18 protein-coding genes and 1 tRNA gene are annotated in these 26,395 nt (G+C 46.2%); 10 read left to right on the top strand and 9 right to left on the bottom strand.

The window, feature by feature from the left end; genetic code table 11:
• The first annotated feature begins 1 nt into the window (after position 1).
• Positions 2-700: a hypothetical protein gene (locus H6F63_RS17095; protein WP_190638754.1), complete on the top strand. Its 699-nt coding sequence runs from the start codon at positions 2-4 to the stop codon at positions 698-700.
• A gap of 163 nt (positions 701-863) precedes the next feature.
• Here H6F63_RS17095 and H6F63_RS17090 read toward each other — a convergent pair whose 3' ends face one another.
• The 4 genes from H6F63_RS17090 to H6F63_RS17075 all read right to left on the bottom strand — a co-directional run bounded on the left by H6F63_RS17090 (position 864) and on the right by H6F63_RS17075 (position 6,103).
• A complete protein-coding gene (locus tag H6F63_RS17090) occupies positions 864-1,235 on the bottom strand; it encodes a hypothetical protein (RefSeq protein WP_190448294.1) in 372 nt (123 codons plus the stop codon).
• Positions 1,236-1,302: 67 nt separating this feature from the next.
• Entirely contained in the window at positions 1,303-3,015 is a 1,713-nt protein-coding gene (locus H6F63_RS17085; RefSeq protein WP_190638753.1) for an AarF/UbiB family protein, read from the bottom strand.
• A 202-nt stretch (positions 3,016-3,217) separates the two neighbouring features.
• A complete protein-coding gene (locus tag H6F63_RS17080) occupies positions 3,218-3,451 on the bottom strand; it encodes a hypothetical protein (protein ID WP_190638796.1) in 234 nt (77 codons plus the stop codon).
• 30 nt (positions 3,452-3,481) lie between these two features.
• The gene (locus H6F63_RS17075) at positions 3,482-6,103 is read right to left on the bottom strand and encodes a M1 family metallopeptidase (RefSeq protein WP_190638752.1); all 2,622 of its coding nucleotides are present in this window, start codon (positions 6,101-6,103) and stop codon (positions 3,482-3,484) included.
• A 570-nt stretch (positions 6,104-6,673) separates the two neighbouring features.
• Between H6F63_RS17075 and H6F63_RS17070 the strand changes: the two genes are divergently transcribed.
• The 3 genes from H6F63_RS17070 (at position 6,674) to H6F63_RS17060 (ending at position 14,172) form a co-directional block, all read left to right on the top strand.
• Positions 6,674-8,341 (top strand): DUF3352 domain-containing protein, encoded by a 1,668-nt coding sequence (locus tag H6F63_RS17070; RefSeq protein WP_190638751.1) that lies wholly within the window; start codon positions 6,674-6,676, stop codon positions 8,339-8,341.
• A 149-nt stretch (positions 8,342-8,490) separates the two neighbouring features.
• Positions 8,491-9,405: a class I SAM-dependent methyltransferase gene (locus tag H6F63_RS17065; protein WP_190638750.1), complete on the top strand. Its 915-nt coding sequence runs from the start codon at positions 8,491-8,493 to the stop codon at positions 9,403-9,405.
• Positions 9,406-9,750: 345 nt separating this feature from the next.
• Entirely contained in the window at positions 9,751-14,172 is a 4,422-nt protein-coding gene (locus tag H6F63_RS17060; protein ID WP_190638749.1) for a CHAT domain-containing protein, read from the top strand.
• A gap of 49 nt (positions 14,173-14,221) precedes the next feature.
• On the opposite strand, the gene H6F63_RS17055 is transcribed toward H6F63_RS17060, so the two are convergent.
• Positions 14,222-15,475, bottom strand: coding sequence for a glycerophosphodiester phosphodiesterase (locus H6F63_RS17055; protein WP_190638748.1), 1,254 nt, complete (start codon positions 15,473-15,475; stop codon positions 14,222-14,224).
• 193 nt (positions 15,476-15,668) lie between these two features.
• Here H6F63_RS17055 and ligA point away from each other — a divergent pair, with 193 nt between their 5' ends.
• Positions 15,669-17,741 carry an NAD-dependent DNA ligase LigA gene (gene ligA, locus H6F63_RS17050; protein WP_347276806.1) on the top strand — a complete coding sequence of 691 codons (2,073 nt, stop codon included), beginning with the start codon at positions 15,669-15,671 and terminating at the stop codon, positions 17,739-17,741.
• A gap of 131 nt (positions 17,742-17,872) precedes the next feature.
• Positions 17,873-18,796 carry a DMT family transporter gene (locus H6F63_RS17045; protein WP_190638747.1) on the top strand — a complete coding sequence of 308 codons (924 nt, stop codon included), beginning with the start codon at positions 17,873-17,875 and terminating at the stop codon, positions 18,794-18,796.
• A 299-nt stretch (positions 18,797-19,095) separates the two neighbouring features.
• Here the strand turns inward: H6F63_RS17045 and H6F63_RS17040 are convergent, their stop codons facing one another.
• Both H6F63_RS17040 and dusB read right to left on the bottom strand, forming a co-directional pair.
• Complete coding sequence (locus tag H6F63_RS17040) at positions 19,096-20,856, bottom strand: serine/threonine-protein kinase (protein ID WP_190638746.1); 1,761 nt, start codon at positions 20,854-20,856, stop codon at positions 19,096-19,098.
• A gap of 117 nt (positions 20,857-20,973) precedes the next feature.
• A complete protein-coding gene (gene dusB, locus H6F63_RS17035) occupies positions 20,974-22,029 on the bottom strand; it encodes a tRNA dihydrouridine synthase DusB (protein WP_190638745.1) in 1,056 nt (351 codons plus the stop codon).
• 29 nt (positions 22,030-22,058) lie between these two features.
• Here dusB and H6F63_RS17030 point away from each other — a divergent pair, with 29 nt between their 5' ends.
• Together H6F63_RS17030 and dnaK are read left to right on the top strand one after the other, a co-directional pair.
• The gene (locus H6F63_RS17030) at positions 22,059-22,235 is read left to right on the top strand and encodes a hypothetical protein (protein WP_190638744.1); all 177 of its coding nucleotides are present in this window, start codon (positions 22,059-22,061) and stop codon (positions 22,233-22,235) included.
• 204 nt (positions 22,236-22,439) lie between these two features.
• On the top strand, positions 22,440-24,356 hold the full coding sequence (dnaK, locus tag H6F63_RS17025; protein ID WP_190444736.1) for a molecular chaperone DnaK: 1,917 nt from the start codon (positions 22,440-22,442) through the stop codon (positions 24,354-24,356).
• Positions 24,357-24,527: 171 nt separating this feature from the next.
• Here dnaK and H6F63_RS30595 read toward each other — a convergent pair whose 3' ends face one another.
• Positions 24,528-24,935: a metalloregulator ArsR/SmtB family transcription factor gene (locus H6F63_RS30595; RefSeq protein WP_190638743.1), complete on the bottom strand. Its 408-nt coding sequence runs from the start codon at positions 24,933-24,935 to the stop codon at positions 24,528-24,530.
• A 153-nt stretch (positions 24,936-25,088) separates the two neighbouring features.
• On the opposite strand from H6F63_RS30595, the gene H6F63_RS17015 reads away from it, so the two are divergent.
• The gene (locus H6F63_RS17015) at positions 25,089-25,883 is read left to right on the top strand and encodes a metal ABC transporter permease (protein ID WP_190638790.1); all 795 of its coding nucleotides are present in this window, start codon (positions 25,089-25,091) and stop codon (positions 25,881-25,883) included.
• 47 nt (positions 25,884-25,930) lie between these two features.
• Here the strand turns inward: H6F63_RS17015 and H6F63_RS17010 are convergent, their stop codons facing one another.
• Positions 25,931-26,095: a metallothionein gene (locus tag H6F63_RS17010; protein ID WP_190638742.1), complete on the bottom strand. Its 165-nt coding sequence runs from the start codon at positions 26,093-26,095 to the stop codon at positions 25,931-25,933.
• Between the two features lie 203 nt (positions 26,096-26,298).
• Between H6F63_RS17010 and H6F63_RS17005 the strand changes: the two genes are divergently transcribed.
• Positions 26,299-26,371: transfer RNA gene (locus tag H6F63_RS17005), tRNA-Phe, on the top strand.
• Positions 26,372-26,395 lie beyond the last annotated feature (24 nt).

Below are 26,395 nucleotides of genomic sequence, written 5' to 3'. Positions count from 1 at the left end.
TATGCAACTAGGAACTCTCAAAAAAATTGGTGCTGGCTTAACAGCTTTTACTCTATTAGGAATTACACTAAGTGTTGCCGTTCCCAAAAATTTAGCCGAACCATCTAACGCAGGTAATAAGTTTGCTCCCAGAACTGTCGCACCAGAACAAGCAGGAGGTGCGGTTAGTGAAGCCGATACCGTCCGCCAATCCATAAAAGCTAGAGTAGGTACAGCAAACGCACTCGGTGCAGGTGTGGCAGGGACAGCGACAGATGATGGTCGGGTTTATAACGTGTTGAGTACCGTTAATATCCGCTCTTGTCCCAGCACCAGCTGCCGTATCTTGCGCGTCGCTCGACCGGGAGCCGATGTTTTAAACGATCCTAGCGGAGGCACTCAGCAAGGCAATGGTTATACTTGGGTTCGCGTTACCTACGGTTATACTTCCGCCAATGTCTGTGCAAGCGGTCGTCTTCAAGGCTGGATGATTGTTAACCCACTGGCTCCGGGAACGGCTCATGTAGTTAAGTCACCTGTAAATCTTCGCAGATCGCCATGCAGTGGCCAAATTATCAAAACTGTACCTATTGGCACCAAGTTGAACTTTGCTGTAGATAACAACCAGTGGAACAATAAGTGGTACAAAATTACTGTGCCAGGGTCAACACCAGGGACATTAGGTTATGTTGATGGTTGGGACTATGTTGATGTCTACTAATAATTAGGCTAATTCTTGTTGCTGATAAAGCAAAGCCCGGTATCACTACCGGGCTTGTTTTTTAGAGCGTAGAGAGTAAGGTTGGACTACTCCTGTGCTGCTTTTTTAAGAGGGTTTTAGGGTGATTGAGGTTAGAAAACCCAACCTATAACTAACTAATGGCTTATTCCCAAACGTCCAAATCGAGCGCTCGCGAACCACCCCGTTCTAGCATTAACAAAAGGTTCTTGAGTTGTCCCCAAATCAAGAAGCCGATAAATAGAGTGAGTGGCACAGAAACCCCACAAGCCAGCGATCCGGGAAAGCCAAAAATTTCTAATCCAGCCACAAGAAATACGCAGACACCCGCACAAATTCCCAGAAACGGCAGTTGTAACTGCATACCTTGCATTTGTGCTAGGGTGCGGGTGGAGCGGTTTTTTGCCCACTCCCGCACTTGTTGTTTCAGGGTGGCTTCAAAAGCAGCGCCAGAGGTTAGCCCAGCGAATAAACCAACAACGAGTAAAAAATACGGCGGGTCTGGAAAGTAATACACTAATAACTCCTAATGGTTAATGGCTAATAGCTAATAGCTAATTATTCAAAGCCATTAGCTATTAGCTTCAAGATTTGTGCTGAAAAGCAGAGAATGTGGAAACAGTGGGCAAAAGCGCTGCGACTCCCTCGGTGGAGAGTTCAGTTAAGGCTCCCAATGCCACATTGAACAACCGTGCTGGTTTCAGGTCGTCTTTAACCAGATTCCAGAGGCGTCGGACTTCCTCGGTATGAAGGCGGTCATCTTCTGTTAAAGCTATCAGTAATTGCCGTCGCAGAAACTGACCTTCTTCAGAAAGGATAAACTGTAAACCGAGTTGTGCTGTGGGTAATAAATCGAAGTTATCATCACTGCGGGCGATGGCAATCATATTTTCCAATCGCTGCCACTGGAATTTACCATCTTTGAACAGCACCTCAATCAACCGCCGCCGCATTTCGGGAGTTTCCCCGGTGAGTAAACGCCGCGCCACATAGGGATAGCCAACTTCGACGATTTTGAAATTCGGATTCAAGCTTAAAGCTAATCCCTCTTGCGTCACCAGAGAACGAATAATCAAGGCAAATTTTGCGGGGACGCGGAACGGATATTCATACATCAGTTCCGAGAACTTGTCTGTAACTGTCTTGAAGTTAAAGTCTCGCACACTTTCGCCTATCGCTTGATCCAGCACGGTTTCCAGCGCCGGAATGATGGGAATAATGTCTGTCTCTGGTGTCAAAAAGCCTAGCTTTACAAAGTCTTTGGCTAACTCGATGTAGTCTTTGTTAATTAGGTGAACTACGGCGCTGACGAGGTTTTCTTTGGTATGCTCCTCCATCTGATCCATCATGCCAAAGTCAATGAATGCCATCCGCCCGTCTGGCATGGCAAACAGGTTCCCTGGATGGGGATCGGCGTGGAAAAAGCCGTGTTCTAGCAGCTGTCGCAGTCCTGATGTTACGCCAATTTCAATCAGGCTATCTGTGTCCAAACCTGCTGCTTTGATCCGCTCAGTATCTGTCAGCTTGAAGCCGTTAATCCACTCTAAGATAAGAACGCGGTTGCTGGTGTATCGCCAGTAAATTGCTGGAACTTTGACGGTGGGATCGTCGCGGAAGTTTGTCGCGAATTTTTCGGCGTTGCGTCCTTCGTTGAGGTAATCAACTTCTTCAAATAACTTGGTGCCGAACTCATCGACAATTAAGCGCAGATCATGCCCTAAATTTAGGGGAAGCCAGGGAGCTAGCCAACCAGCAGCCCACCGCATTAAGTACAAGTCTAGGGTAATGGTTGGTAGCAAGTTGGGGCGTTGCACCTTGACTGCTACTTCTTCGCCAGTGTGGAGACAGGCTTTATATACTTGTGCTAGGCTGGCGGCGGCTAGAGGCTCTGGGGAGATTTCGCTAAATATCTCTTCTATAGAGCGGTCTAGCTCTGTCTCGATGATATTGAAGGCGATCGCATTATCAAACGACGGCAGTTGATCCTGTAGTTTGATGAGTTCTTCTAAAAAGTCTTTCCTTATTAGATCGGGGCGCGTGGAGAGGGCTTGACCGACTTTAATAAATGTAGGGCCGAGGCGAGTTAGCATTTCTCGCAGTTCGGTGGCGTGTTTAGACGCGACTTGTCGCATCTCTACATTCCACAATTCATCCCACTTTAACCCGATAAAGAATCTCGCAAAGGAGAAAATAATGTTAATGCCACGCCAGATAACTAGCCAAGGACGATAAAGGTAGTATTGGGCGATCGCTTTTTGATCGTAGCCCCCAGACTGGACGAGTGGATACCGATTCACGCTTGTGTCTGCCTCTCAAAACAAAACTTATTAGTAAGTAGCGGCTTGGTAGTAGTAAAGCCACTTTTTAACTTGATCAATCAAATAACACTTATTTCTAGAGATTCCTTCCGCAATCTCTCGTAACTTTATACATTGTTTTTTACCAGTTTTTTAACGTTTTATTAACTCTAGTATACAAAAATACAGACACCATCGGGGATCAATATTCTGGACTGGGGGCTGGGGACTGGGGACTAGGGATTGGGGGCTGGGGGCTGGGGACTGGGGACTGGGGACTAGGTAAAACTTTTTCCCAATCCCCAATTCTCAATCCCCAATTCCCAATTCCCAATTCCCAATTCCCAATCCCCAATTCCCAGTTCCAAGATTGCAGGGGAAAAAGTTTTTGTTCAAAAGGGGGAAATTCAGGAGATATTTTTACCCTCCCCAACATGGGGAGGGATCAACACGTTCGGGCTTCTGACTAGGTGCTGGACTTGGCTTCTAGGTTTTCCATGCGACTTTTTAGTTCCTGATTTTGCTTTTTCAACTGATCGAGTTCCTCTCGCAATTGTTTGATAGCTTGATCGGAACCAACGTTTTTTTGCACCCGTTCAACTGCTTCCTCGGCGATACGACGAACTCGCCCATCGGGAGTTTGATCGGCAAGACTTTGTAAAATCGCGATCGCTTTCGGAGTCTCCATCTGTCCCAGTGCTATAGCAACTGAAACTTGCGTTAAGAAAAACGTTTCTTTAGAAAGTTCGCTTAATTGCTCTAGAATCCGTTCCAGGTTGACATTATTCTGACCTGTAGAAATGCCTCCTAGTGCGCGAATGGCTGCAAGGCGCAAAGCCTGCGGAACTCCGGACGCGGTATATTCTAAAATCAGATCCAAAGCTTCTGGTGAAGTTTTGAGTTGAGATAAACCTGCGATCGCGCCCGTCCTAACAACCTCATTCCAACCAGCTTTTTCCTTGAGTACCCAGTGCAGCAGCTTCAGTACCTTCTTCTCTTGCTTGGGCTTTTCGTCCAAGTGTGCTGCCCCAATTCCCGCGATCGCGTTAGCTGCGGCAGCTTCCACATAGTAGCTGGCATCTCCTTTATCCACCAGTGGTTTCAGTGCTTTATAGCTTTCTTGCGTCTTGATTTGAGCTAGTGCTTGCACCACTGCACGACGTACTAAAGCCTCTTTATCTTGCAACCCGACAACTAAAGCATCAAACGACTGATCGAGTTTAACTTCAGAGAGTTGTTTGGCAACTTCCGCCCGAACTCCCCAGCAAGAGTCATTCTGCAAAGCAGCAGCAAGAGCTTTTACCACCTCTAATCCACCTTTTTTTGCCAACGCCTCAGCAGCGTAAATGCGAGAAACCGGATCGGGATCGAATTGCAGTTGTGCTTTGAGTTCGGCAACTGGGTACTCTAAAGATACAGTTTTCAGGAAATTATTTCCTACATCAAAGCTTACATATTCGGGTTTCTCTTCTAAGGGGAAGTAAAAACTTTGTTCCCGCTCATTTACCCGAACCTTGAAAATCTTTGATTTTGGATTTTGCTTATCGGGGTCAGTTTCCTGTTGCTGACTATAACCGAAGGCAATCGGAATTTTTAAGTCAAACAGCTCACTCTTACTGCCGTTATTATCACTTGCAGCTTGAGTTTGCGTCACCGTAATTTTTGCCAGCTTGCTGTCAGCATCCCAAACATACGCAACCTTAAAATCTGGATGACCGCCGCGATATACGTACTGGTCGAATAGGAATAATAAGTTGCGTCCGGTAGCTTTTTCAATTGCTCTTAGCAAGTCAACTGTTTCGACTGTTTGGTGGGCGTTATCCTGAACAAACGTATGAATTGCTTTGAAAAATAGCTCGTCTCCCAGCTCTGTCCGAATCATGTGATAAACGCAAGCGCCTTTTTCGTAAAGGTGCCTGTCGTACAGTTCAATTGCTTCCCGGTAAACATGAGTTACAATTGGACGACGGTAGCGGCTGCTATCTTCTGAAATGTAGCTACGAGCTTCATTTAATAGATAATAAGCTGCATCTTGCGCTCCATATTCTTCGTCTGTCCACAGCACTTCTGAATAAGATGCCATGCCTTCTTTAATCCAAGCATGAGACCAGTGCTTGATAACAACTAAATCCCCGAACCACTGGTGAGCGAGTTCGTGAGCAACTAAACTTTCAGTAAGGCGATTATCTAAAGATGCCCGTTCGTCTAACAAGCAGCGGTCAGTTAGCAGGGTGGTAGAAGTGTTCTCCATACCGCCAAAAATGAAGTCATCAACGCAGACTTGGGCGTATTTAGGAAAAGGGTAGGGATAGCCAAATTTTTCGCTGAAAAATTCAATCATCCGGGGAGTTTTGCCCATGCTGCGGCGGGCATCTTGTTCGCGATTTTTCTCAACATAATATGTTACAGGTTTGCCGTTCCATTCATCCTTAATTTCCGCAAAGTCACCTACAGCTAAAGTGATCAAGTAGGAGGGATGAACTTGCTGCTGTAACCAGTGGTAAATTTTGCGATCGCCATCTTCCTTTGTTTCGATCAATTCTCCATTGGAAATAGCGATCAGAGGTTTGGGAATTTTGACGCGAATTTCTGAAGTTGCCAACTGTCCCGGATAATCAAAGCAGGGGAACCAGAAGCGGGAGTCTTCATCTTCTCCTTGCGTCCAGACTTGCGTCGGTTTGTGGGGATAATGTTTGTTGGGGGTGATGAAGTAGATGCCGCGTTGGGGTTTTTCGACCGAGTAAGCGATCGCTACCTTTACCGATTTTCCCATTTCCGTAGGTGTCTGCATCTGAATATGCAGCTCGTTGCCATCATAGTCAAACGTTTGCGGCGATTCGTCAACCTCCACTGAATGAATATTTAGGTTAACGGCATCCAAAGTCAAACGGTCAATCCCACTCCGCACAGGGGATAATGTGATGGTGCAAGTGCCGACGACGCTTTGATTGGGAATGTCGAGGGCTAAATCCAGAAAAATATGTTCGACTTGTCCGGGTCGGTCTGGGTTGTAGTGGGGTCTAGCACCCGGTAACTCAAAGGATTTATGACGTGTATTGTCGGAATCAAAACTAAGCTGGAAATTCATGTTCGCGATCGCGCCCTTGAGACAATAGGGGTATGGCTACAACCCCTTAAACAAAGCCATTGAAGTATATTTTCCACATTAGCGCCTTTCCCGCGATTGTACTTAGGATTCCATGCACTACAGGGGATTTTTCATCATTGACCTGCTTTTTCAGCGATAGAATTGCTTTTACTCCACTTTTTAAGCAATTTTATTGCTTGGAGCCTCTCTTAAAAAGGATATTTAACCGTATCTCCACATTGCTCAATCCTCTCCAATTTATCGGAGGTTGGGGGTTCGCCTCGTGAAATCGCACGCAACTCAACTGTCTTGACTTCTATTCCAATTAACAATGGCAATTTACCCCCGCTCCTCTGATTTTATTTAAACTTAATAATTCCATTTGCGGAGTTTCTTCTAATCGCATTGAAGTAGCCCTATGACACTCCCATAAAAAATAATTTAATGGGAAATACTGCATAAGTAAAATTACCAATTGGGCTGCCAAAGAATGGAAATGAAAATATCCCAATACCATCACTGGCAGCAGCGACGACAATCAAAGAAGAAATAAACCGAGGAAGAATTAAAATGTCTGAAACAAAACCAAATCGTTTAGTTCCTATTGTTGTTGGTACTGCCGTTTTAATTGCAGGTGGCGTAGGTGGCTATCTTTACCTCAAAGGTGGTTTGGGTGGCGACGCAACGAGTCCTCTGGGGAGTGCCAAAGTGGTGCCAGATGAAGCATTAATGGCAGGTTTTGTCTCCACAGATCCGAAAGCTTGGGCGCAATTGGAACAGTTCGGCACCCCGGAAGCCCAAAAGTTAGTTGCCAAAGGTTTAAACAATTTCAACAAAGATATGTTGACTGAATCCAACGTCTCTTATGAGAAAGACATTAAGCCTTGGTTAGGTAGCGTGATGTTTGCTGTGCTGCCATCGTCTCCAGTAAAACCTGTACAAGCTACGCCACAATCCACACAGGAACCGAATGTTTTGATGGTTGTCGGTATCAAGGATAAAATTAGCGCCTTGAATTTCGCCAAGAAAGTGAAAAAAGCTGAAAGCAAGGAAATTGACTACAAAGGTATCAAAATAACCGAAGACCCAGGGAAAACTAGCAAAACTTATACAGCGGTTTTAAATAACCATTTAGTGTTGTCTGACCAAAGAAAAACTGTAGAATTAGCGATTGATACCTTCAAAGGTCAGCCTTCATTTGCTGGTAAAGAAGGTTCAGCCAATCTTCTCTCGAAGAGTACAAACGTACAACACTCCTTGGCTCAATTCTATGTGCCTGACTACGGCAATATGGTAGAGGAATTGTTGGCAACCAATCCTAATGCAACGCCATTACCTCCAGAAACAATAAAGCAGCTAAAAGCATTGAAGTCAATGGTTATCGGTGTTGGGGTCGATAATGCGGGTATACGCATGAAGGCGATTGGTAAGATAGACCCGACAGCCGTTGTGCAAGCAGAGTATAAACCCAATGCTGGCAATGTGGTGTCTCAATTTCCTGCTGATACTATTGCCTTAATCAGCGGCGGCGGTATCAGCCGTACTTGGGATGCGGTAGTTGAACAGTCGAAAAAAGATCCCGAAGCCCAGAAAGCATTTGAACAAACACGTCTACAACTAAAGGAAAGCCTGAATCTTGACCTAGATAAAGATATCTTTGGTTGGATGGATGGTGAATTTGCTATGGCTGCAATTCCATCTAGTCAAGGTATTTTAGCGCCAGTTGGCTTTGGTGGAGCTTTGGTATTTCAAACAAGCGATCGCAAAACCGCTGAAAATACCTTCAGTAAACTTGATGCACTTGCTAAAGGCAACTCAATCACGGTAGCCCAAAGAAATGTTAAAGGTAACGCTGTCACTGAATGGCAGATCCCACAACAAGGTGCATTTTTGGGACGTGGTTGGATAGATGAAAACACCATGTTCATCGCTATCGGTGGCCCCATCGCTGATGTGATCGCCACCAAACCCAGCCAGACTTTGGACAATAGCCCATCGTTTAAAGCCGCCACAGCGTCGTTGCACAAGCCAAATGCAGGCTACTTTTACCTAGATATGGACAAAACCATGTCTCTAGTAAATCGCCAGCTACCTGCTTCCCAAAAGAATGCGATCGCGCCAGAAACAGCGGCTGTCCTCAACTCTATTCGGGGTGTTGGTCTAACTGTTACTCAGTCTGACAAAACAACTGCTGAAATTGAGGTGTTACTAGCCCTAAAGCAGAAAACTGGGAATTAGTCAATAGTTATTGGTCATTAGTCAGCAGTCAGGGAAGAGTTGGAAAGTTGGAATGAAAATCCCTAGCCACCGTTTCAACCTTCCAACGTTGCAACGCTAACAGACAACAAACAATAAACTAATAACTAATGGCTAATAACTAGGGACTAATGACTACTGCTGTAAAAACTGCTCCCGGAATATCTTCGCGCTTGGTGAATGGGTTGCTGGCGATCAAGCCGTTAGCCAATCTTGCCAAGCATCAGGCGCGAACTATGATGATTAAACGCGCCGAGAGAATTGGAGTACCTTGGACAAAGCAAGTAAAGGAACTATCCCAACTCGACTGGGGAACTGGGTTAGAGAAAGTACAAAACCCAGAGCTAGTTTACCCAGAATACTATGTGCGATCGTTTCATGCCTACGAAAGCGGTAATTTAAGCTGGGAGGCTGCTTGGGAGGTAGAAGTCGCTGCTTATGCCGTTCATGCTGGTGTCTGGAAAGATGCTGGTAGCCAGGGAGATGCTAGACTCCGCCAAAGTTTCTTCGATATTCTCACTAGCCAAATTTCCACCCAGCCGCAAGATATTTTAGACTTGGGGTGCAGTGTCGGGATGAGTACCTTTGCCCTGCAAGATGTCTATCCCCAGGCAAAAATCACTGGTTTAGACTTGTCTCCCTACTTTCTGGCAGTTGCCCAATACCAATCGCAACAGCGTCAGAAATCAATTCAGTGGGTTCACGCAGCTGCTGAATCTACAGGATTGCCAGAGGCGTCATTTGATTTAGTTTCCATCTTTCTGATGTGCCATGAGTTGCCTCAATCGGCAACAATGCAAATTTTGAGAGAAGCCCGGCGCGTACTGCGTCCCGGTGGCCATTTGGCAATTATGGATATGAACCCAAAGTCGGAAATTTACATCAAGATGCCACCGTACATCTTGACCTTGCTCAAGAGTACCGAGCCTTACCTGGATGAATATTTTGCCTTAGATATTGAACAGGCGCTAATAGAGGCAAGATTCAAAGTACCCACTATTACTTTCAATACTCCTCGCCACCGAACGGTAATCTCACAAAAGTAATACTGTCGCTTTCGTAACGAGAGGGCTACAAAAAATTTTCTAACTCGTTTAGGGCTATAGCAGTCCTAAACGAGTTATGAGCCAGCCCTTCAGATGCCCGACTTGTTAGAGAAGTCGGGCATCTCGCCTTCAGGAATTGTTTAGGGCTGCTACATGGGTTTGGACTTCGGGGATCGCAGTTTCTCGGTAAATCGATAAAGTCGAGCTTAGGATAGATTGCCTAAGCTGAGGAAAAAAGCAGAATATGGTGACTGCGTAAACCTATAGAACAGTGCTTGAGTGCAATTGAAGTGCATCTGAAATTGTCTCAAGGAGCGCAGAGATTTAAATATCATGCGATCGCTTATGCAAAAAGTTCTTCGGTTACTGGCAGCACTTTCTTTGGTCGGAGCTATTGGTCAACAACCAGCGCGATCGCAATCTATTATCCCAGCTGCTGACGGCACCGCTACCGTCATCACCCCTAACGGTAATATTATCAACATTAGCGGCGGAAATCTATCTGGAGATGGAGTAAATCTCTTTCATAGTTTCACCGAATTTGGTATCCGCTCTAATGAAATAGCTAACTTTCTTTCTAACCCAAATATTGAGAACATACTCTCCCGTGTAACTGGAGGTAAAGCCTCAATAATTAACGGTTTAATTCAGGTTACTGGTGGCAACTCGAACCTATTTTTGCTCAACCCATCGGGCATCATCTTTGGCCCAAAAGCTATTCTTAACGTACCGGGTGACTTCACCGCTACCACCGCCAACGGTATTGGTTTTAATCAAAATTGGTTTAGTGCTATTGGTACAAATAATTATGCGGCTCTAGTAGGCAATCCCACCAGCTTTGCCTTTACGATAAATCAGCCGGGGGCAATTATTAATGCAGGTTCTTTAGCAGTTGGCGCAGGACAAAATTTAACTTTGTTAGGCGGCACTGTGATCAGTACAGGAAAACTGGTTGCTCCTGGGGGTAATATTATCGTGGCGGCGGTGCCGGGTGAGAGTACGGTGCGCGTGAGTCAGCCGGGAAATCTGCTGAGTATAGAGGTGGGGACTGGGGACGGGGGACTAGGGACTGGAAATATTCAACCCCTCTCTCTTCCCCAGTTATTGACAGGCGGGAAATTGAGGAATGCGACTGGAATAACAGTTAATAGCGATCGCATACAATTAACCGGATCTGGGTTGCCAGTAGCAGATGGAGATGTGGTAGCGCGGGAGGTGACGGCGGGAGCAGCGACACTCTCGGCACGCGATTTGACGCTAGTAGAAAGTCAACTCTACACTACTGGAAACTTGAAACTGCAAGCCACAGAGACAGTGCGAGTCCGGGACAGCGTGGAAAAAAGCTTTGTTGCCCAAGCCGGAGGTAATTTATACATTCAAGGCAATCAAAGCATCGATATTCTGGCGCTCAATCACCCAAAAACGCCCTTTACCAGTGGTGGAAATCTCAGTTTAGTTAGCGATGGCAATATTTCTGGGGATGGTCACTTTAGCAGTGGCGGCGACTTTTCGATTCGCAACACGCTGGGAAACCCTGGAAAATTTGTCAGTCTCTATGACCCGATTATTAGCTCAGTGGGAGATGTTAACTTTGGCGATTATACGGGAGTTTCGCTGAAAATAGAGGCAAAAGGCAATATCACAGCTGGCAATATTGTCATTACGGGAGCAGATACATCACTCATTGTTGGTCAAGACCCAGACATTCCCATTTTGAGCAGCACTCCCGCCTTAATTTTAAGAGCAGGCGTTACCAATCTGGAAAATCCGCCCAACTTCGGCTCAAGCTCCTACTCTATTACAAACCTTGGCACGCTTCCAGGCGGTAACTTAAGTAACGCCTCTGACATCAACAATAATGGTCAAGTGGTGGGAGTTTCCAACATCGCTAATGGAAACCCTACCAGTGTAGTGTGGGAAAACGGCGCTATCCAAAACCTCGGCACTCTCCCCGGCAATGACTTCAGCAGCGCCAACGCTATCAATGATTCTGGTGTGGCGGTTGGTAATTCAGGCACTTTTAGCGGCAACTTAAATGCTGTAGTGTGGCAAAACGGCGCTATTCAAAACATAGGCAGTAACTCTGTTCAAGCCAACGATATCAACAATCTGGCTCAGGTGGTGGGGATTACCAACTTAAACGGTAATAATCAGGCTTTTTTGTGGCAAAACGGGGCTATCCAAAACCTGGGAACCCTCCCCGGCAATGATTTCAGCAGCGCCAATGCTATCAACAACAATGGTCAAATTGTCGGCAGTTCAGGCACAGTTAGCAACGGTTCTCAAGCTGTGTTGTGGCAAAACGGCGTTATCCAAAACTTGGGTACGCTTCCAGGCGGTAATTTCAGCAACGCCTATAGCATTAATGATGCGGGTTTTGCGGTCGGGGATTCGCAGGCGGCAAACGGAAACTCTGAAGCTGTGCTGTGGCGAAATGGCGCGATCGCACTCGGAACTCTACCAGGCGATAACTTCAGCCGCGCTAACGACATCAACAACATTGGTCAAGTTGTCGGTAGTTCGGAAGGTGCGAACCAGAACACTCGTGCTTTTCTCTGGCAAAACGGCATAATTTCAGACCTGAATAACTTGATTTCTCCCAGTTCTGGCTGGGATTTTCTGCAAACTGCCGCAGCTGTCAATGATGTTGGGCAAATCGTGGGAACTGGTTTTATCGGCGGACAAAGCCGTGCTTTTCTGTTGACACCGCTTACTTCTAGTTCTGTAGCAAGTCCGGGAAGCATTACGGTAGGAAATATTTTCACCCCAGGGGGGCCAGTTATTTTGTCAGCGACAAGCGATATTAATCAGCTTGGTGAAATTAACTCCAATGGTGGGGAGATTAGCCTTACTACTAGCAACGGCAACATCACTGCCGGAATAATTAATTCTAGTTCTACGGAGAATGGTGGTGCTGTCACCTTGAAGACTCCTAATGATATTCAAGTTAACTATATAAATGCCCAAGGTGGCGTTTCTGGCACAGGTGGTAGAGTTGACATTACCACTGATAACTTTTTTCGGGCGATCGCTACTTTTCCCGACCAAAACGCGATCGCTGCCAGCATTTCTACAGTTGGCGGACTAAATGGTAATCAGGTAACTATTCAACATGGCGGCGGAGCCAAGGGTATTCCTTTTGTAGTCGGCGATGCTACTGTAAATGGTACTGCTGGTGCAATTACCACTGGCACTAGGCTTGTAGATAATGCGATCGCGCCGCAGCGTTCTTTTGCAAGTAGCTTCACTCAAGGCAATATCCAAATCATTACTCAAAACCCGCCATTACCAGACCCAGATCAACCGCCATCAGATCCAAATCAACCACCATCAAATCCAAATCAACCGCCATCAAATCCAAATCAACCGCCACCAAACCCAAATCAACTGAATGAAGATTCCGCACCACCACAGGCAAATCCAATTTCCCAGAGTGCGATCGCTTATAGTGTTCCTAACGTTGAAGTAGACGCGGTGGTAGCCGGACTTGAAAATTACTTTACCAACCAAGTTGAACAATATCTGGGTACAACAACCGATACTGCGCCGATAAATTTGGCACAAGCCCGCAACGTACTCCAACAAACTGAAACAGCAACAGGTGTGAAACCAGCACTTATATATGTAGTTTTTGTGCCACCATTGCTGAAACCAGAAACAGGGGAAAATAGGAGCAATTCCCAACTCCCAATTCCTAATTCTCAAGCCTCAAATTATAGCGACCAACTCGAACTGGTAGTAGTCACCGCCAAGGGTGAAATAGTTCGCAAACGAGTAGAAGCGAGTACACGAGGCGCATACGCTACGCGATCGCAAGTTCTCAAAGTTGCTGATGACTTCCGCAACCAAATCTCCAGTCCCAGAAATACTCGGAGTTACCTCGCCCCAGCCCAGCAACTCCATCAATGGCTAGTAGCACCCATCAAAGAAGATTTACAAAACCTGGGCATCCAGAATCTTGTATTTATCATGGATACTGGCTTGCGTTCCTTGCCCTTAGCCGCCCTTCACGATGGTGAAAAATTCTTGGTAGAACGCTACAGTGTAGGACTAATGCCAAGTCTCAGCCTCACCGATACCCGAAGCAGCGACATCAAAGAATCCCAAATTTTAGCGATGGGGGCATCGCAATTTACCAATCTGCAACCCTTACCAGCAGTGCCAGTAGAATTATCTTTAATTACCCAGTATCTGTGGGAAGGGAAATATTTTCTTAACGAAGCTTTTACCCTGAAAAATCTCAAAGCGCAACGTCAGCAGAACCCCTCTGGAATTATCCACCTTGCCACTCATGCAGAATTTAAGCCTGGTGAACCCAGTAAATCTTATATTCAGTTGTGGGATACTCAGCTGCGACTCAACCAGTTGCGCCAACTAGAGTGGAATAATCCGCCAGTACAATTATTGGTACTAAGTGCTTGTCGCACAGCGTTAGGGAATGAACAAGCAGAATTAGGTTTTGCTGGGTTGGCTGTGCAGGCGGGTGTCCAATCGGCGTTGGCAAGTCTGTGGTACGTTTCCGATGAAGGGACGCTGGTATTGATGAGCGAGTTTTACCAGCAGTTGAAGAAAGCCCCCATCAAAGCCGAGGCGTTGCGACAAGCGCAGATAGCAATGTTGCGGGGAGAGCTGGAAATTAAGGGAGGTCAATTGCATACTTCCGCTGGAGATATACCAATGCCTCCCAACTTCGCCAACCAGGGAGATAAAAACTTCAATCATCCCTATTATTGGGCAGCTTTTACAATGATTGGCAGTCCTTGGTAGGGGTGAAGCATTCGCCCCTACCGCCTGCAAAAATCTTTGTGTCTATTGTCTATAAGGATGCGATCGCTTTTTTTGCTTTCTTCCCACCTTGATTTTGCCGACGGCGCAGAATTTCTGCTAACGGTAAAATGCCCAATATCGCTAACGAACTTGGTTCGGGAACTGCTTGATTTGGATTTCCAGCCACACGGTTGCGGACAGCAACAGCAGTATCTGGGAAATCGCTAAACAAGCCATCAAGCCCAAGTTTAAAGAACCTTTCGTACTCCAGTTCGGGGTTTCCATTGTATTCTGGAGCCAGGAAAAAGTCCTCATTACGGAAAGTGTAGGCATGAACAAGCAAACCCGCCGCGTGAGCGTCATCAATCAGCGTGGTAGGTTCTTTTAATGGCCTGTCAGCATCGCTGATCACACCATCCCCATTCAGATCGTCAGCTTTACCATCCCCATCGCGATCGACAGTTGCAGAAGGTATAATTAACCCTTTTGAAGGGCCAATCCCTTGTGCATATTCGGCAATGCCTGCTAATCCTGTAGAAGTTACCAAGTCGCCATAAGTCCGAGAGTCCCCACTGACAACAAAATCATAGGGCTGAGAGCCACTTCCACCAAACAACTGAACCAGAGAGACATCCGTTAAGGTGTTCAGTCGTTGTAGGTTTGCAACTTCAAAAGACTGAATGAAAACCGCATCGTCTGCATCAGTGTACCCGTTAGCCGTGAGAATTTCTACTAAAGGTTCTTCCAGCGATAAACCCACAGAATTAAAGTAGGTGGGGTGCTTGGTTTCCGGGTAAATACCGATGGTGCGACCAGTTTCCGCACTTTTGCGCTTGGCTAGGTCAATAACCTCTTGCAGAGTAGGAACTTCGTATAAACCGTCATAAGCTGTACTACGCAGCTGGGGAAGACGCTCTTTGGCGCGGAGAGTTTTGATTTCTGCTAGAGTGAAGTCTTCGGTAAACCAGCCTTCTACTTCTGTCCCATCAATAACTTTAGTGGTGTAACGGTCAGCAAATTCTGGACGACTGGAAACATCGGTGGTTCCAGAAATTTCGTTTTCATGACGAGCAATCAGAACGCCGTCTTTAGTTGAAACTACGTCTGGTTCAATATAGTCAGCCCCCATGTCAATTGCTAACTCATAAGCAGCCAGCGTATGCTCTGGGCGATAGCCACTAGCTCCCCGGTGTCCAATTACAATCGGGGGTGCGCCCGTTAAAGTTGCGGCTGCTGCTTCCCCAACAGGTACAAGCGCCAAAGCTGCCGTTGCTAATAATACCAACTTCAAAGAACGAAACATAATTTCAGCTAAGTAAATGAATATGCCTAAGTAAATATACAGATATGACATTAAGCTTAGAGAGCAATCTAGGTTAATTTAAGTATAAGTACGGATTAAAACTTGCTCCTTGTTCCCAGTTTCCGGCTGGGAAGGAGAAACAGATAGGGGGTTTTGCTAGTTACACTAAAATCGGAACGGCTATAAGTTTTTGGTGGGGATAGACTCCGTGGAACAGGTGACACAGGCAGTCAAACAACGGGTTCAGGAACTGCGGCAGCTGTTGCAGAATGCCAGCTTAGCTTACTATGTCCTTGATAATCCCATCATGGAGGATGCTGTCTACGATCAGTTGTATCGGGAACTGCAAGACTTAGAAAGCAAGTATCCCGAACTGATAACGTCCGATAGCCCTACCCAGCGCGTGGGAGAACGACCAGCATCACAATTTACATCGGTAAGGCACAATATTCCCCTCTACAGCCTAGAAAATGCCTTCAATATGAAGGAATTTGCTAAATGGCAGGAACGTTGGCAGCGCCACCGCCAAGAATCTCCTCTTGATCAGGGAGGGTTAGGCGAGATTAAATATGTGTGTGAGCTGAAAATTGACGGTTCTGCTATAGCTTTGACTTATGAAAATGGCATTCTGGTGAGGGGAGCAACTAGGGGTGATGGTGTCGCTGGTGAAGAAATTACCCAAAATGTGCGGACGATTCGCTCGATTCCCTTACGGTTGAATCTAGACAATCCTCCTGATCGCGTTGAGGTGCGCGGTGAGGCGTTTTTAGGGTTGGAGGTGTTTAAACAAATCAATCAGGAACGCTCCTCTGCTGGCGAGTCGCTATTCGCCAATCCCCGCAATGCGGCGGCTGGTACTTTGCGGCAGTTAGATTCGCGGATTGTGGCGCAGAGGCGGCTGGATTTCTTTGCCTATACTTTGCAAATTCCCGGTAAGGATGATGCTGAGGTTGCTAAAACGCAGTGGGAATCGCTGGAATTGTTGCAAGAGATGGGCTTCCGGGTGAATCCAAATCGGAAACTCTGCCGCTCTTTAGAGGATGTGCAGGCTTATTATGAATACTGGGATACAGAACGGCTGAATTTGCCCTACATGACTGATGGGGTGGTGGTGAAGCTGAATTCGATTCTGCTTCAGGAGCAGCTGGGATTTACTCAAAAGTTTCCCCGCTGGGCTGTGGCGCTGAAATATCCGGCTGAACAAGCTCCGACGCGGGTGGAAAATATTTCCGTGAATGTGGGACGGACGGGGGCGCTGACACCCCTGGCGGAGTTGCAGCCTGTGCAATTAGCTGGGACTACCGTACAAAGAGCTACATTACACAATAGCGATTATGTGCGATCGCTTGATATCCGTATTGGCGATACAGTAATTATCCACAAGGCGGGCGAAATCATACCAGAAGTGGTGCGTGTTTTGCAAGAACTTCGCCCATCTGGTACGCAACCTTTCCAAATGCCTACCTGTTGCCCAGTGTGCAATCAGCCAGTAGTAAAACCACAAGATGAGGCGGTGACGCGCTGCGTGAATGCGTCTTGCCCAGCTATCTTAAAAGGGGCGCTGGTTCACTGGGCGAGTCGCAACGCGATGGATATCAACGGCTTGGGCGAAAAGCTGATGCACCAGTTGGTTGATAAAGGTTTGGTGGATTCGGTTGCTGACTTGTACGATTTAACGGTTGACAGGTTGGCATCTTTGGAACGGATGGGCAAGAAGTTAGCCGAGAAGTTGGTGGATGCGATCGCGCACTCAAAAACTCAACCTTGGTCTAGAGTATTATATGGTTTGGGAATCCGTCACGTCGGTAGCGTGAATGCTCAGACTTTAACTCAAAAATTCACCACAGTTGAGCAGCTTTCTTCTGCATCAGCAACCAATATTGAAGCAGTTTACGGCATTGGCCCCGAAATTGCCCAAGCTGTTTATCAGTGGTTCCGAGTTCCAGCGAATCAGGCTTTAATTGACAGACTCAAGGCATCTGGGTTACAACTCGCCAATCAGGAGGCGGGGAAAACCCCCACTCCACAAGAAAATCTGTTTTTACAGGGCAAAATCTTTGTGATTACTGGCACTTTACCCACGCTGAAGCGAGATGAGGCGAAAGCACTCATAGAAAAAGCTGGAGGGAAAGTGACAAATTCTGTCAGCGCCAAAACTGACTACTTACTTGTCGGGGAAGACGCAGGTTCTAAGTTGGAAAAAGCTCAAGAATTGGGAATCACCCAGTTGAGTGAAGCCCAATTGCTAGAAATAGTCGAAGATTAGATGTCATCAGCAAACACACAATGGAAAGATTAGGGAGCGTGCGCTTTGATTGCGTAACGCTCCTTTTCCTTGAAAGTACCCGGCAGGCTTTAGTCGTCAGGCTTATTTTACCAAAAATCGGATTAATCCTAATGCAACTTCACTCTAGTTCCGGTAGATGGCGCTTAGGACTAGCGTTATCGCTTGTGACTGTATTCCTATGGGGAATTCTACCTATTGCTCTGACGGTGACGCTGCAAGCGTTGGATGTTTACACCGTCACTTGGTTTCGCTTTTTGGTATCTTTTGGATTGTTAGGGATTTATTTAGCGGCACGGAAACAATTACCATCAGTAGAAAAACTGAAAACAACGCCTATAGGATTGTTAGCGATCGCTATCTTATTTTTAGCAGCTAATTACATCCTTTTTCTACAAGGTTTGCAGCTAACTTCGCCAGCTAATACCCAAGTTCTCATTCAAATGGCTCCCGTGCTTATGGGTTTGGGCGGCTTAGCTATTTTTAAAGAACGCTATACTTTGCGTCAATGGATAGGCTTAGGCGTACTAACTCTAGGATTCGCGCTGTTCTTTCACGAGCAATTAACTAACTTAATTACAGCCCAGGGCAAATATTTAATTGGCTGTGGCTTAATTGTGCTGGCAGCTATAACTTGGGCTATTTATGCTTTAGCTCAAAAACAGCTTTTACAAAAATTGCCTTCTTCTAACATTATGCTGCTAATCTATGGCGGCTGTGCAATTTTGTTTACTCCGTTTATCACACCGCAACCGATTCTTACACTGAATCCCTTACATTTAGGAATGCTACTCTTTTGCGCTTTGAATACTGTTATTGCTTACGGTGCTTTTGCCGAATCTTTGGAACACTGGGAAGCATCGCGAGTAAGTGCCGTTTTAGCTATTACTCCTATTGTAACTTTGATATCTGTGTCCGCAGTGGCGGTTTTCTTACCTAGTTTAATCGCCCCGGAACAACTCACCATATTGGGGATTTTTGGAGCAATTTTAGTAGTATCTGGCTCGATAGCGATCGCGCTGGGAAAATCTCGTTAATCTTAGAAGATTATCCGACCTGAAAAGACTCCTCAAAAGTCTTAGGTTCTAGAAGAAATTTTCCCTTTTCCAAAGTGTATTGACTCTTCATTCTGTTTCTTCTTCCTCTCTGCTAATTTCCTCTAGTTACTGAATTGCATTGTTAACATCATTGCCTGATATAGCAATCCTATTTAAGTTGTAATTCAGCGGTTCAGATACCCGACTTCTTAGAGAAGTCGGGTATCTGGCTTTCACGAATCATTTAGGACTGCTATAAATTGGCTCAAGTAGCAGAGGATGAAACCCTGTTGCATCTCCTAGGGTTTAATTAGACGCCTATTTCGTGCTGAATGGCGATACTCAGCCATCAATTTTTCTCGCTGTTGATATGGATAATACATTATGGCAACTAAGGACAAACTGGTTCCTAGTAGGGATGAAAACAAAAAGAAATTGAGGAACCCTACACTGAATCCCGTGCCTAAGCTCATGCCTAAACCTGTTATCAAAAGTGCGCTACTAACAGCAATTTTTTCAGTAGATCCTCTCTCCTTATAATTCTTAATTACCGCCCCATTTACAAATCCAATCACTAGACCTGCCAAAGTTCCTAAGGAAGCAATAGCCGCTGGTAAGAACCCAGATGATAACAAAACAACTAACATTGTCAAAGTTGTCAACCAAGCTGCAATCTTGATGCCTATTACAGTTCTGATTCCAACCGCAGCAAGTAGAGTTCCGGCTAAAAACCAAGCCACAAATACCGCTATTACACCAACTTCAAAAATCGCTACAGATGGCCAAGAGGCAAACTTGAATAGAACTGCTACCATCCAAGCGATCGCACCTGTCCAAAACCCAGTCATTGCCAGAGCAATTCCTAATAGCAAAACCATTGAAATATAAGGCGGCTTTGGGGTTTCAAACAGAGTTGTACGGACTGTAATTGTGATAGGGTAAGTTTCCGGTGAAGAATTGGTGCGTAATAAAACCTGACGGCTGTAGGTTTTATCCGCCATCAACTTATTAGTATTTACAGTAATTTTGCAATTAGCATGATTACTCTTAAATACAGTTGGTTCAAAAGAAATCCAAGCATGAGAATTGGAATAGCGCGGATCGCTTTCGTAGGGTGCTACTTCCCAAGTACCTTCAAGTAATGTATCTGGCACAGAGTTATTAACACTAACGGTTTTAGTTAATTTTTCGCCTAGTTGTGTTGTTTTAAATTCCAAAGCAAGTTGGCTAAATTTAACTTCCGGTAAGCGGCAAACATAAATCGGCTTGAGAGCTTCCAAAGCAGCAGTAGCGTTGGGAAAACGGTCTTTTGCTTTGGGTTCCACCATTTTTGAGAGCAAATCCACAAAACGCAGACTCAGCTTGGGAAGCAGCAGCTTGAAATTAAGCCGCCCATCTTCATCAAATAAGGTGTCAATTTCCGTTGATTTTGTCCCAGTTAGCAAGCAAATGAGTGTTGCGCCTAAACCATATAAATCTGTCGCTTCGTTTAGCTGGCGATTGTATATCTGTTCGGGTGCCATGAACCCAAATGTCCCAGCGGCGACGCTGCTCATTGCCATTTCCCCACTGCCAATTCGAGCTAAGCCAAAATCCACCAGATAAACATTCATTTGCTCGTCCACGAGGATATTTTCAGGTTTAATATCCCGGTGAATTACAGATGGAATCCGATTTTGTAAATAAATAAGAATTTCTAGGACAGAAACAGCAATTTTCTGGATATCATCCGGGTCAAAACTGCGCGGGGCTGATAAAGGCAGGGCATCTTTATACTCCTGTACCATGCAGAAACCAGACGGGGTTTCAAAAGAATCGAGATAACGGGGAATTCCCGGATGATCGAGTCCTCGCAAGACTTGAATCTCGCGCTCATAAGCTTTAAAACCCGACCATTCAGACCCCACTTGGGCAAATAGAAATCGCTTCAGGATGACTGACTGCTCTGTGACGTTATCCTTTGCCAGATAAGTGATGCGACCCCCGGCGCGATTGCGCCCAAGTTCTCGGATGGTCTGATAGCGGGGACGGCGACTTAAAGTGTGTGAGGAGTTGCTCATGACGGCAAACAATGCAGGTAGATGGCGTCTATTCTAGGCGATCGCTTTCCTTTCGTTTTTTCCCTTCGCGCCCTATAACAAAGAGAGCGCAACGCTTACGTAAGTGCGTCTTCGTGGTTAAACCTCCACCAACGCTAACTCCTCTTCAACCTCTTGCCAAGTAGAATTAGCCAATTTTTCAATCGCCCGATCGATTGTCTCCAAACCCTGTTGAAGATTTTCTATCACGCTAAGATGTCCGCGCAACTCAGCAGCACCAGCAAACCCCTTGGCATACCAAGTCATGTGCTTCCTGGCTTGTCTGATCCCGCGATCGCCCTTATATTCATACAAAGCTTGCAGATGTTCTTTGGCACATTCCAGCCGTTGGATCGGCGTTGGTGCCGTCTTTTCTTGACCAGTTTTCAAGAAATAGTCAATTTCTCCCACCAAAAAGGGATAACCCAGAGTTCCCCGCGAACACATCACCCCATCCGCGCCGGTTTGTTCCAAACACTTCACCGCCGCCTCTACGGAAAACATATCGCCATTGGCAATCACTGGAATCGACAGAATTTCCTTGACTTTACCAATCCACTCCCACTTGGCAGGGCCGGTATAACCTTGCGAACGGGTGCGACCGTGTACTGTAATCATCTGCGCCCCCGCATCTTCCATGCGCTTAGCAAAGTCCAGAATATTGATTTCCTTATCTGTCCAGCCAATACGAGTTTTCACAGTTACTGGTACTGGCACAGCTTTAACAACAGCCCGAACAATTGCCTCAGCGACTTCTGGCTGTCGCAACAAAGAAGAACCGCCACCATTTTTAGTAATTTTATTAACTGGACAACCCATATTAATATCAACTGTATCCGCGCCTTCTTTCACAGCCATTACAGCTGCTTCCGCCAAGAAATCTGGGCGACAATCAAACAACTGAATACTAATTGGTCGTTCGTTAGGATCTACCTCCATAATCTTGGGGAGTTCCTTCACGTAATGCAGTCCCGTTGCGTTCACCATCTCGGTGTACATCATCGAGTCTGGCGCATAACGACGCACCAAACGCCGAAACACCAAATCAGTCACTCCAGACAGAGGCGACTGTAAGACGCGGCTTTTTACTTCAAAAGAGCCAATTTTGAGAGGAGTGGAGAGTCGGGATTGCAGGCTAGGAGATAGGGAAATCATAAACCTTATCAGGCAAACGAGGCTTTTTTATGGTAGCCGTTTCTCAGCACCTCTCACGTCCTCTGTTCCCTTCGCCTGATGCAGCATCTTTGCAGTTAAACCCCTCCAAGACGGCAAATACAACAGATTTATTACGGGTTGCACCCCTACCGACAGCCAAAGATTTCCTTAGAGTAGACACAGTGATAGCAATCAGCAGCAGATAGGTGGATGAAGGAAGGAAAATGGCTTCGCAAGTTTAACCGTCCCAAACTAGGTTCGGAAAACCCCCCTTCATCGAGTAGCAACTCGCGCTCAGTATATATAACAGTACGCACTCGGCGATCAGACTAAACGTTTGCTGGTTCAACTTGTACTTTTGTATTCCCAGTTTTGCAGTTTTGTAGTTATAGGAACCGAGAGAAACCCTTATGCCGAAAGTTGTTGGAATTGACTTAGGTACGACAAACTCCTGCGTAGCAGTAATGGAAGGTGGTAAACCCACGGTAATTGCTAACGCAGAAGGTTTTCGCACCACACCATCGGTAGTCGCATTTGCCAAAAATGGCGATCGCTTAGTCGGACAAATCGCCAAACGCCAATCGGTGATGAACCCCGAAAACACCTTCTACTCGGTGAAGCGCTTCATGGGGCGTAAATTTGAAGAAATTACCCACGAAGCCACCGAAGTTTCTTACAAAGTGCTGCGCGACAGCAACGGTAACGTTAAGTTAGACTGTCCCGCACAAAGTAAGCAGTTTGCACCAGAAGAAATTTCTGCTCAAGTGCTTCGCAAACTGGTAGATGATGCCAGCAAGTACCTGGGAGAAACCGTTACCCAAGCTGTAATCACCGTACCCGCCTACTTCAACGACTCCCAGCGCCAAGCCACCAAAGATGCTGGTAAGATTGCCGGGATTGAAGTAATGCGGATTATCAACGAGCCTACCGCCGCTTCTTTGGCTTACGGTTTTGATAAAAAGAGCAACGAAACCATTCTGGTATTTGACCTTGGTGGTGGTACGTTTGACGTGTCCATCCTAGAAGTAGGCGATGGCGTATTTGAAGTGTTAGCAACCTCTGGTGACACTCACCTGGGTGGTGACGACTTCGACAAAAAAATCGTTGACTTCTTAGCTGAAGAATTCAGGAAAGCCGAAGGTATTGACCTCCGCAAAGACCGTCAAGCCCTCCAGCGCCTCACTGAAGCTGCTGAAAAAGCTAAAATTGAGCTTTCAAGCGTCACCCAAGCAGAAATCAACCTGCCCTTCATCACTGCGACCCAGGATGGCCCGAAGCACCTGGATATGACGCTGACTCGCGCTCAGTTTGAAGGACTCTGCTCCGACTTGATCGATCGCTGCGGCGTTCCGGTACAGAACGCTCTGCGTGATGCCAAGTTAGATAAAGCTGCGATCAATGAAGTTGTATTGGTTGGTGGTTCCACCCGGATTCCAGCAGTGCAAGAATTGGTGAAGCGGATTTTGGGCAAAGACCCGAACCAAAGCGTTAACCCGGATGAAGTAGTAGCCGTAGGTGCTGCAATTCAAGCTGGTGTGCTTTCGGGTGAAGTAACCAACATCTTGCTGCTAGACGTTTCCCCCCTATCTTTGGGTGTGGAAACCCTTGGCGGCGTGATGACCAAGATTATCCCCCGCAACACCACGATTCCCACCAAAAAGTCTGAAGTGTTCTCTACTGCTGTAGATAATCAGACCAACGTGGAAATCAAGATTCTGCAAGGCGAACGGGAGATGGCGGCGAACAACAAGGAGTTGGGTATCTTCCGTCTAGATGGTATTCCTTTGGCTCCTCGTGGAATGCCACAAATTGAAGTTACCTTCGATATCGATGCCAACGGTATCCTGAATGTAACTGCTAAGGATCGCGGTACTGGCAAAGAGCAATCGATTAGCATCAGTGGTGCTTCGACTCTGCCACAAAACGAAGTTGAGCGGATGGTTAAGGAAGCCGAACAAAATGCGGCAACTGACCGGGAGCGTCGTGAGAAGATTGACCGTAAGAACCAAGCTGACTCCCTCGTTTACCAAGCTGAGAAGCAAATGGCTGACTTGGGTGACAAGGTTCCCGCTGCTGACAAGACTAAGGTAGATGGATTGGTCAAAGATTTGCGCGAAGCGATCGCTCAGGAAGACGACGACCGCATCAAGTCCCTCACCACTGACTTGCAACAAACTCTCTACACCATCGGTAGCAACATCTATCAGCAAGCTGGCGGCGCAACCCCAGGCGATGGCACTGGCGATCCCACTGGTGGCGGTTCCACTCCGCCTTCTGGTAGTTCACCAGATGATGTGATTGACGCTGATTTCACTGAATCCAAATAATTAGCTGTAAGGGTGGGGAAACCCCACCCTTACTAAAAAATAAAGGTTGATGAGCGCTTAAAAGCACTTCATCAATCTTTTTTTTTACGCACAGGAACGCAGAGTTAAAACTTCCTCTGCGTTCCTGTGCATACCTTTGCGTTTAAAAGTGCTATAGCTGCAAGGCCAAAGCTAAGTTTCATCTAAGTGTTCTGCGACAGACCGATATAAATCTAGAACATGATTATCTTGAAGACGATAAAAAACCTTACGTCCTTGCTTGCGGTAACTTACCAGTCGCATTGTGCGTAAAGTTCGCAATTGATGGGAAACAGCGGATTCGCTCATGTCCAGTGCAGCTGCCACGTCGCAAACACAAAGTTCTTTAACTGCCAAAACGGAAACAATTCGTAGACGATTGGCATCCCCCAAAAGACTGAAAAATTCAGCCATACGCTGGGATTTTTCTGTATTGAGAATTTGACCTTGGAGTTGGTTGATTTCATTAATCTCAACCGAGTGTGGCGGATTACAATTGAGATTCTCTGGTTGCTGGATCAAATGGGTTACAGCGCCATCAGCTGAAAGTTGCACTGACATTTTGCTTTTATATAAGTCCCAGGAAGGGCTTGGTAATTCTATGCTAACTGATTCTGATCAAGGAGTTTTTTGAATGTGTTAATTCAGCTTTATTCTCATTGGCTAGGTTTCGCCAGTGGCACTGACCTGCTGACCCTGGTACAATTTCCCTTCATGCAGCGTGCGATCGCGGGTAGCGTCCTGATGGGGCTACTAGGTGGCTTGCTTGGCAGCTTCGTTACCCTACGCCAATTGTCTTTTTTCAGTCACGCCGTCGGTCATGCTGCTTTAGTCGGTTTAGTCATGGGAGTTTTATTGCAGCTAGATCCCACCTGGATGCTGCTACCCTTCACAGTGATTTTTGGTTTAGCCGTACTTTACCTTATCGACCAAACCAATCTCGCCAGCGACAACATCCTCAGCATTGTTCTCTCAGGTGCTTTGGCAATCGGTGTCATCCTCAGCAGCTTAATCCCAGGCTACCGAGGGAACCTGATGAGCGCTCTATTTGGCGATATTCTGGCAATTAATAATAACGATTTGCTACTTGTCCTACTGCTGTTGCTGGGTTCCGCCGTATTTTTACTGTCAACCTTGCGTCAGCAAATTTTGTTGACGCTTAACCCAGCCGTGGCAAAAGTCCAAGGTATCCCCATCCAGCAGTACCGCTACTTATTCGTGGTACTGCTTTCTCTAGCCGTTGCTGTTTCCATCAAAGCTGTAGGCATTTTACTGGTCAATGCCTTTCTGGTGATCCCTGCTTCTACTGCCAAATTGCTGAGTCACCAATTTATCTACTTTCTATCTTTCTCCGTCTTATTAGGTGCCTTAAGTAGTGTTGCTGGAATGACGGTTTCCGGTTTTTTCAACTTTGCCTCTGGGCCTAGCATTGTTCTAGTCCAATTCGTGCTATTTCTTGCAGTTTTGGGCTGGGCTAAGTTGACAATAAAACCGAAAACTGAGTCGTAAGCAAAGGAATTAATAACTCTTAACTACCCAAGGCACTCAGCATTCTCTTAGCCGCAGTTACAACCGTCATGGCTACAGCCGTGTCCAGCTTCATGACCGTTAGCACAAGCTTCGCCGCAGTAGTATTTACCATCTTTTTGCACTGCATCGCTGAGGGAAACAACGCACAGGCAAGATTCACAGGCACATTTCATTGAGGTGACGGTAGTCATAGCTCTCTCCTAATCAGTTGTTAAATTCACTATAACATATGAACATATATTCAGATATTATTCGTGCAAAAATGGCGACAAGTACGCCATGAGTCGGGATATTGCCAAGGACTGAAAATAAATTAGCTAATCTGCCTTTAGCTACTTGCCAAATTCTAGTTAGACTTGCTATATTAGCTAAGCGCCGAAAACGAAAACAAGTTGCCGGGATAGCTCAGTTGGTAGAGCAGAGGACTGAAAATCCTCGTGTCCGGAGTTCAAATCTCCGTCCTGGCATTCACAGTTAATGAAAAAACCCTA

It is taken from the genome of Trichocoleus sp. FACHB-40, assembly GCF_014695915.1.
In the GTDB taxonomy this organism is placed as follows: domain Bacteria; phylum Cyanobacteriota; class Cyanobacteriia; order Cyanobacteriales; family FACHB-T130; genus Funiculus; species Funiculus sociatus.
This window is presented reverse-complemented; position numbering and strand designations above follow the sequence as displayed.